Here is a 4,517-nt window from a genome sequence, read left to right as displayed (position 1 = left end):
GACTAGAGAGTCCACGTCGACCCTTTCCTGATTGACTGCATGAGCAATCTGCTAAGCGGGTGCCTCAGCACCCGACGGTGATGTGAATGGTGGTGGGAACGTCCCGATCGAGCGCCTCGGCGACGGCTGCCGGCAGCATCTCGTCGATGTCGGACTCCGCGATCGTGGCTCCGGCCCCGCCCATGGACCGGCCCAGAGCTGCGAAGTCGGGACGAGCGAGCTTGACCGCGAAGGGCTCCATGCTCCGATCGACCATCTGAGCCTCGATTTCGGCATATCCGCCGTTGTCGACGATGACGAAGGGAATCCCCAGTCCCAGTTCGCTGGCGGCCATCAGCTCCTGGATCGAGAACATGGCCGCCCCGTCCCCGAGGATGCAGGCGACCGGCCGAGTGGCATCGGCCAGTTTCGCCCCGATGGCTGCCGGGATTCCATAGCCCAAGGTGGCGAATCCGGGCATGTAGAGCAGCTGATCGGGTGTGCTGGCAGTCAGCGCATGCACCGATCCGTCGTAGGTGACCTGGGACGAATCCCCTGCAACCACCACGGATGGCCCGGCACCCTGTTCGACCAAGCGGGTGACACGAGCGCCGATGGAGTCGAAGTCGAAGTCCGCACCCCAGGAATCCCGTATCTCCGCGACCCTGTCGGCTCCGCTTCGAGTGCTGCTCGTCTCCGTCGCCGGGGTGGGCGTTCCTGTCGCGTCGACCGATCCCGCCGAGGCGGCCGTGGCCGCACCCTGGTCCAGCTCGGTCATCAGCGCGGTGAGGAATTCGCCCGTGTCGGCGCAGGCGAGGATGTCCCCGCCGAGGTTCTTGCCCAGCTGGTCCGGGTCGATGTCGCAGCGGATGACAATCTGCTCGGAATTCTCATCGCGTACACCTGGGGCAGTCTGGGCACCGATGAGGCCGCCCCACAGGTCGGAGTCGGCGAGTTCGGAGCCGAGCACGATGAGCACGTCGGCGGCAGCGGACTCGGCCTGGACGCGGGGAAAGCGAACGTTGGACCCCAGGGACAGATGGTGGCCCTCAGGCACGATGCCTTTGCCGTTGGCGGTCGTGGCCACCGGCGCATCGAGGACCTCGGCGAGGGCCAGGACCTCTGCATGTGCCTTTCGAGCCCCGCCACCTGCGACGATGAACGGACGAAAGGCACTGCGCACCGCCTCGGTGGCACGGGAGATGACATGCGAATCAAGCCCCGGACGGCGACCCGTGAACGGGGTCGGCACACTGCCGTTCCAGGCGCCTTCGAGCACGTCGAGTGGAACCTCGATGTGGACGGGACCCGGGCGGGACGAGGAGAACATGGCGAACGCCTCGGCGACGGCCTGGGCGGCGCCTTCGGCCGTGCGGGTGCGCTGGGAGGACACCAACAGGCGGTTCAGGGCACCGGAGGAGTCCTTGGTCTCGTGCAGCATTCCGACATCGGCACGCTCCAGTCCGGTGGGAACGCCGGGGGAGAGGATGAGCATCGGACGTGACTCCGCATACGCGGTCGCCGCGGCCGTGATGACATTCGTCAAGCCTGGGCCCGAGGTGGTGATGATGACGCCGGGCTTGCCCGAGACGAGGAAATACCCGTCGGCACCATAGCCTGCGCCCTGCTCGTGGCGAGGCGTGACCGCGCGGATGCCGAACTCGTTCAGATGCCGGTAGAACTCGAGGTTGTGGGTACCGGGGATCCCGAAGATGGTGTCGACGCCGTGTGCGGCCAGGGTCGCGATGACGGCCCGACCACCGTTGCGGAACTCAGCACCGGAACTGGCGTCGGCACCAGGACCGGAACTGGTGTCGTCTGTGATTTCTTCTGCCATGGTCAGGCTCCGAGTGCTTCGCCGCTGGGCCCCGAGGGGCCGGTGAGACCGTTGCGCTCGGCGGCCCACAGGGAGAGCATCTCGTAGCCGACGTGGGCGGCGGCGAGTCCCGTGATCTCCGCATGGTCGTAGGCAGGGGCGACCTCGACGATCTCAGCGCCGACGATGTTGAGTCCCTGCAGCCCGCGGATGGAGTTGAGGAGTTCGCGACTCGTCATGCCGCCGGCCTCGGGGGTGCCGGTGCCGGGTGCGGCCGCGGGATCGAGGACGTCGATGTCGACGGACAGATAGACCGGTGCATCGCCGAGGCGCCCCCGCATACGTGCCACAACCTCTTGGATGGAGGTGAACTGATAGTCGTCGCTGCGGATGATCTGGAAGCCGAGCACAGCATCGTCTTCGAGATCCTTCTGGCCGTAGAGCGGTCCGCGGATGCCCACATGCATGCACGATTCGAGGTCGAGCAGCCCTTCTTCGCTGGCGCGTCGGAACGGAGTGCCATGAGTGTACGGAGCCCCGAAGTAGGTGTCCCAGGTGTCGAGGTGGGCATCGAAGTGCAGGACCGCGATCTTGCCGTGCGTCTTGTGCAGGGAGCGCAGGTTCGGCAGAGCCAGAGTGTGGTCGCCGCCGAGGGTGAGCAGCTTCGCCCCATCGGCGCGCATCTCATCGGCGCTGCGTTCGACCTCTGTGATGGCCTCTTCGATGTCGAAGGGATTGACGCCCAGGTCACCGCAGTCGGCGACCTGCTGCCAGGTGAACGCGTGGACGTTCGTCGCCTGGTTGTAGGGGCGCAGCAGCTTCGAGGACTGGCGGATGTGGCCGGGTCCGAATCGGGCGCCCGGACGATAGCTGACTCCGGCGTCGAAGGGGACGCCGAGGATCTTGACATCGATCTTCTCACCGGGTCGCGCTGCTTCGACCTCATCGATGCGCGGCAGCAGACCGAATGTCGGTGGTCCCGCGAAACGCGGTGTCTGGCTGTAGTCGGCTGGTCCCAGGGGTTGAGACGACATTGGCTCTCCTTCGAAGCGATGCTTGATCGTAGTGGTGCGTGTTGTCATCAGCCTAGGACGTGGCTCACACGACACAGATATCCATAGTGGAGTAATTGGTGAGGTGAGTGTCCATTGCGGATAGTGTGGTTCTCATGGTCACTTTGGGTCAGCTGTGGGCGCATCCGGAACTCGCTCTCGAGGTCGTCGTCGATTCGCCGAGCGCCAGGCAGGAGGATGTCGCGATCGTCCACTCCTCGGAGCTGCCCGAGGTCGACGAATGGTTGGCCGGAGGAGAGGTCCTGCTCACGATCGGCGTCGGTCAGGACCTCAGCGGTGAGGGCGTGGCCGACTATGTGGGCCGGCTCAAGCGTGTGGGAGTCCATGCGCTTGGCATCGGCCTCGGTTCGGCCCTGCCGTGGCAGGCGATCCCCGCTGCGCTGCTCGAACAGGCCCAGGCTCAGGGACTGGCACTGTTCGGGGTCCCCGAGCCGGTCCCGTTCGTGGCGGTCGTCGATGCCTTCACACGCATGCGTGAGGAGGAGACGACCCGAGAGCTCACCCGCGCCAGCAGTGCGGGACGGCGATTCGCGACCGACCTCGCACACCAGGGGCCCGCCGCGCTGGTCGCCGATCTCGCCGGCACCCTGGGCACGGACGTGCGATTCGTCTCACCCACAGGCAGAGGCCTGACCGGCGATGATGCGAAGAATCTGGTCCGGCACGAGCTGATCGCCGAGGCTCTCAAACCGTCCATGGCACCGCGTCTGCTGCGCACCGAGTCGGGCATCGTGGAGGCCGTTCCGGTGGGAGATGAGCAGGTCCGCGGATGGATCCTCACCCCCGCCGAGGTGGCTGGAAATTCCCGCACCCGTGCCCTCCTGCTCTCCACCGCAGCGGCTCTGCTGAGTCTGAGCGTCACCGAGGAGTCGCCTCGGCGATCGGTTTCTCGGCTTTTCGTCACTTCCTTGGGTGCCGATGAAGCCCGTGCCGAATGGAGGCAGCAGACCGGGCTGGCTCCTGTTTCGCGAGTGAAGTTCACGGTTTTCGGCAACGTGCGCGGTGAGGTTCCCGAAGTGCTGTTGAGCGACCTGGGGACCGGGACCCTCCTGGTCCGTGCGGGGTCGATGATCGGTGTCATCGAACCCGGGACCCGGAATGCCGACCTGAGTCATCCCGGTGTTGCCGAATCGGCAACGGATCAGGCGAGTGTGGTCGACAGGGTCGCGGAGGTCGCCGGACTCGAACGGCTGTTTGCGAAGATGATCCCACTGACCCAGGTCCATCACACCTGGGCGGTGTGGCGAACGCAGCACGAAGGTGCGACCTCGGATGTGCGGGCGCTGCTGTCGTCGATCGATGAATCGGCGGCGCAGAGATTCGTCGATCGAGTCCTGGGTGCGCTCCTCGTCTCGCGGGACGGGCAGGATCTGCTGCTGACCCTGCGATCATTCATCGCCGCTGGGGGAGTGAAGGACGCGATCGCGGCCGAACTCGGCATCCACCGGCACACGGTGCGCGCGCGAATGGCGAAGATCGAGACGCTGTTGGGCCGGGACCTCACGCGGGCGGAATCGGTTCAAGCCGTGGCGCTGGCTCTTGAGCTCGCGGAACTGTGAGCCGCGCGGCCTGCTCAGCCGATTCGGCCAACCTAGCCAGAGCAGGCGATTTGGCCGGTGCAGTCAGCTCAACCGGTGCAGTCAGCTCAA

The 4,517-nt window shown here is 66.0% G+C and carries 3 protein-coding genes; 1 reads left to right on the top strand and 2 read right to left on the bottom strand.

The genetic code is table 11. From position 1 onward, the window contains the following. Window positions 1-64: 64 nt before the first annotated feature. Both L0G76_RS14325 and speB read right to left on the bottom strand, forming a co-directional pair. Window positions 65-1,816: a thiamine pyrophosphate-binding protein gene (locus L0G76_RS14325; protein ID WP_304357836.1), complete on the bottom strand. Its 1,752-nt coding sequence runs from the start codon at window positions 1,814-1,816 to the stop codon at window positions 65-67. Between the two features lie 2 nt (window positions 1,817-1,818). Further along, window positions 1,819-2,829, bottom strand: coding sequence for an agmatinase (gene speB, locus L0G76_RS14320; protein ID WP_304357835.1), 1,011 nt, complete (start codon window positions 2,827-2,829; stop codon window positions 1,819-1,821). 134 nt (window positions 2,830-2,963) lie between these two features. On the opposite strand from speB, the gene L0G76_RS14315 reads away from it, so the two are divergent. Beyond that, entirely contained in the window at window positions 2,964-4,427 is a 1,464-nt protein-coding gene (locus L0G76_RS14315) for a PucR family transcriptional regulator (protein WP_304357834.1), read from the top strand. The last annotated feature ends 90 nt before the right edge of the window (window positions 4,428-4,517 follow it).

This window comes from Brevibacterium picturae, assembly GCF_030453725.1.
Classification (GTDB): Bacteria; Actinomycetota; Actinomycetes; order Actinomycetales; family Brevibacteriaceae; genus Brevibacterium; species Brevibacterium sandarakinum_A.
The sequence above is the reverse complement of the archived record's forward strand: the minus strand, read 5'-3'. Positions and strand labels throughout refer to the sequence as shown.